At 27.3% G+C, this 4,170-nt stretch carries 2 protein-coding genes and 1 pseudogene; 2 read left to right on the top strand and 1 reads right to left on the bottom strand.

What is annotated here, in order from left to right; translation table 11 throughout:
* Nucleotides 1-298: 298 nt before the first annotated feature.
* Nucleotides 299-883, top strand: a pseudogene (locus IDG60_RS07720) (SAR2788 family putative toxin); the annotation flags it as partial.
* The gene (locus tag IDG60_RS07725) at nt 884-1,306 is read left to right on the top strand and encodes a hypothetical protein (RefSeq protein ID WP_000843946.1); all 423 of its coding nucleotides are present in this window, start codon (nt 884-886) and stop codon (nt 1,304-1,306) included.
* A 537-nt stretch (nt 1,307-1,843) separates the two neighbouring features.
* On the opposite strand, the gene IDG60_RS07730 is transcribed toward IDG60_RS07725, so the two are convergent.
* Nucleotides 1,844-3,670: a DUF262 domain-containing protein gene (locus IDG60_RS07730; RefSeq protein ID WP_000542272.1), complete on the bottom strand. Its 1,827-nt coding sequence runs from the start codon at nt 3,668-3,670 to the stop codon at nt 1,844-1,846.
* Between the last annotated feature and the right edge of the window lie 500 nt (nt 3,671-4,170).

The raw sequence follows: 4,170 nt of genomic DNA on the forward strand, positions 1-4,170 counted from the left end.
CTTAAATTACATGAAAACAAAAAATCTTAATCACTTTATTTATAGCATTTCTGATCTCAGAAATTTAATAAAGGACAACGCCCTCTTTCATAACTATATAAGTCAAGAAACCAAGAAATTCCAAACATCTTTAAACCCTTCAATAGCACATTTCCTAAAACATAAAGCAATAAAAATGAACGATCAAAATTCCATACGTACGTATTTAATTATAGATAAATCAGACCTTGAAATAATGGGATACTTCTGCTTAAAAATTGTAAATATAAAGCTTGAAAAAGACGTTAGTGGAAAAACGAAAAAAGATATTGATTTAGATAAAAATATTCAATATGATTTGAATACTAATACTATGGATGATAAGGGCAGATACGTCGATGAAAATGGAAAACTAATAAATAAGGATTATGACGTTTTCGTAGAACAATTTGAAAATGAAGAATATGAAGCTACATTAATCGACAAAGAAACTGGCGAAATAATAAAATTCAACTCAATTGAAGCTAAATCTTCTGCATTGCCATTAGTAATATTAGCTGCAGTAGCTGATACGGAATAAACTATGCAATTAAAACATATGGAAAAAAAGCAACTCAAACCGCTATCAAAACAAAGAGTTTTGGTAAATTTTTACCTTCTGTAGCCAATCTAGGAGCTAATAAAAGAAAACATATTCTTGCTAGTAAACATAATTGGAATAAAGTTACTAAAAACAATTGGAAAGATGTTTCTAAAGTAATGTCGCATGTTATGAGGTATGGAAAGCAAAGCCGATACAAAAAGTCCGCATACCAAAAAACACTTGTCATGAGTGATAGAACTGTAGTCATAACTTATACACGAAAAAATGGCAATATATATATCGAATGGATGGGTTAAATAAATGAAAAGCGTTAACATTCTATTAAATTTATTACCAACTGAATTAAAAAATATGTTAGAGAATAAAGATATGGAGAATATTCTAACATACTTTATGTCGAACGAAATTTCAGATGAAAAATTAGTATCATATTTATCAAATCTTGCGAATCAAATAAATACAATTGAATATCATGAAATGGTCGCAAGCATCTATCACTTTCATTTCAATTACATAGATAATGCCTATGATTTAGCATACTATCATTATTGGCAATCGTTAGAGATTTCGCAATTTAATAATGCTAATTTATTATACGAATTTTTAGAAATCCTTGGAGAACCAGACTTTAATATGATTTCACATGAGAATATTCAATTGGTCGCAAATAAAATTCTTGAAAGAGACCCTAATAATAAGTTAGCAATTAAATATATTAACTAAAAAACTACTAGGCATAAGGAATGATGGACATTTAATTTCATCGTTCCTTTTGTATTTCTAATATGCTTCGTTGTATCCATCTACAAATATTTCACTTCAAAAATCCAATATTATTTCACTACCTTTAAAAAATAAAACCATACAGTACTTGCTATTACAATAACTACGAAATTGCTAACAAGTCAAATTCTATAACAATTCACAACATACTAATACTACTTGTTTTATATATCATTTTAATATATAAAATTACTCCTTTTTTACCTTTAAAAATGACCTCACTCTTAAATTAATAGGTGCTGTGGTTTGGTCATTTATATTATTATATAAAAATGGCGACCAACAAAGGCCGCCTAAACAATTAAAACAATCTATCCATCGTATCAAACAATTAAATGATGCCATGATTCAATTAGCACAACAACTCAATTATTTTAAAAATATTCATTCGATACCTGGTATTGATATCAATCAGGTAATACACACTTTAAAGATACCATCAACTAGCGTGATAATAAAAAGCAAGATATATCAAACTTATTTATATAATTCTCTAACAACTTCTTCTATTAATTTATCACCACGATTTTTGATCATTTTTATTAAACTATCATATTTTTCATCAATTATATCTATTTCAATAGTATCTATTGTTCTTTTATCTGGATAAAAACTGTTGTTAACATACTGATTTTCTATAGTTCCCGTAATAGATGCCTTATCAATATCTATTGCTGAATAAAGAAATTTTTCTTTTTTTCTTCTATTAATACCAGAGTCAAGTAACATGATGTTACCTAAAGATCCAGCAGGGATTATTGCATTACCTTTATGCAGCTTGTATAATTTTCTTGAAAAAATATGTTCATAATCTAAATTATCATTCAAAGATGAATAGAAGCTTCTAAATTTATTAGCAATAAAAGTAATGATCATCTTCTCATCCGTTTGAATATTAATACTTGTCTTATTTATATTCTCTTCATTCCATCTAAGTAGCTCATTTCTAAACACTTCTTTTGCTAACGGCTTTAAATATCTATTGTTTTGAGATATGTATATATCCATTAATTTTCGATCACCTGTTCCTGACCAGTACTTTCTTATCACATCATAAATTGCATAAATTATGATATTAGACAAAATCACTTGTTGATTTTTTTTCAAAGATTTAGTTTGTTTAATAGAAAATGTGTTTTTATTTTCATCTAATTCAATACTATACGATGAGATCCATAAAGATGAAAAGAATGACATTATTTGTAATCTAGTAAAAGATTTAGTTTCATATTTATCTTCTCTTGACGATACTACCATAGAGAAAGCTTCTTTAAACTTGTTATTTATTATTTTATATATCTTCACAATTTTTTCAAACAAGATTTCTATATTATTTTTATTCTTCATATATTGATATTTATATGGTAACTCATTCATCTTATTTGTAGGAATGCCAAATACAATTAGCATTGTTTGAAATCCTAATTCATTGCATATATCTTCTGTTGACTCTTTAAAAAATGCTTGTAATTCATCAGAAATCACTTTACCAAGTCCATAACATAATTCAGATAAATTAATTACTCTTGACGTCTCCATTTCTTTAGGGTCAAAATTTTCAATTAAGATACCTCTATCATTATTTAATCTTTCGTACCTTTCTATTACATTTTTAAGTATCTCATCACTATACTTTAAATCTCCCAATTCAACTTCATATCTGTCCCAATGTGCAGCAAAAACTTGATACTTCGATAACTTTTTACCTCCACTGTTTAACCTTTGAAAAACTTCTGCCAATTCAGTCTCTTCTCCTTCAAAGAAGATACACGGAATCTTGACATTACTAATATCTAGTTGATTATTAAAATAAGTAATAACATCTGACTGTATTTGAGTGATTTCATCTCTAATATCTGTTTCACCTAATACTGGAAATTTATCCACCATTTTTTTAGCTAGTTCATTTACTTTTACATTTTCTTTTGTAGAATCAATATATTTTTCAATAATTTTCAGCAGAATATCTTCGGCATAATTAACTACTTCTGCTTTTGTACTCTCTGATGCCCCTTTATACAATTCAGCAATTTTCAATGTAAAATCTTCAAATTCAATATAGTTTGTTGGATTCTCCATGAAATCTACCATTGTAGAATACCTTTGCAGGCCATCAATAAGACTGTATTTATTATCATTTTCATATTCGTATAACAGAATAGAACCAAAAGGAAAACCATCTTTCAGCGTTGAGAAAAATTCTTGCTTTTGATTATTAGACCAAACTAGTGCTCTTTGAAAAGTTGGTAACTTTAATTTTCCTTCTAACTCTTCAAACGTTCTTGTTTCTATTCTATATCCCATCCAAACCTCTCCTTTTATCTCAAATACGAATTAAATAGCTATAAAACTATAAAAATTGCTAGAAATATGACATACAAATATATTATAAATTGAAATGTTGTTAAAATACAATATCTTTTCCATTTACATCTTATGTTTAAAGATCAATAGTACTACAACTATTTAAGGATAGATATACATTCTAAGTTTTTAAATACATTCTTCAGTTATATTTGTATATTCCAAATGTTTATTAATAGCATTTCTGATCTCAGAAATGCCATTAAGGACAACGCCCTCTTTCTAACTATATAAGTCAAGAAACCAAGAAATTCCAATCATCTTTAAACCTTTCAATAGCACATTTCCTAAAACATAAAACAATAACAATGAACGATCAAAATTACTTACGTGCGTATTTAATTATAGATTTGTCAATTTCAAGTGATTTAGCCATAACTATAAATTTTCCTATTACAAAAAAAGGCCAGCTATGTTTCGCATTGTTAAGAGGCGTTAGC

Source organism: Staphylococcus sp. EG-SA-2 (assembly GCF_017152085.1).

Excerpts from the sequence above, each read along its gene's own strand:
- IDG60_RS07725 (WP_000843946.1), top strand. The coding sequence starts at position 884 with ATGAAAAGCGTTAACATTCTATTAAATTTATTACCAACTGAATTAAAA.
- IDG60_RS07730 (WP_000542272.1), bottom strand. The coding sequence starts at position 3,670 with ATGGGATATAGAATAGAAACAAGAACGTTTGAAGAGTTAGAAGGAAAA.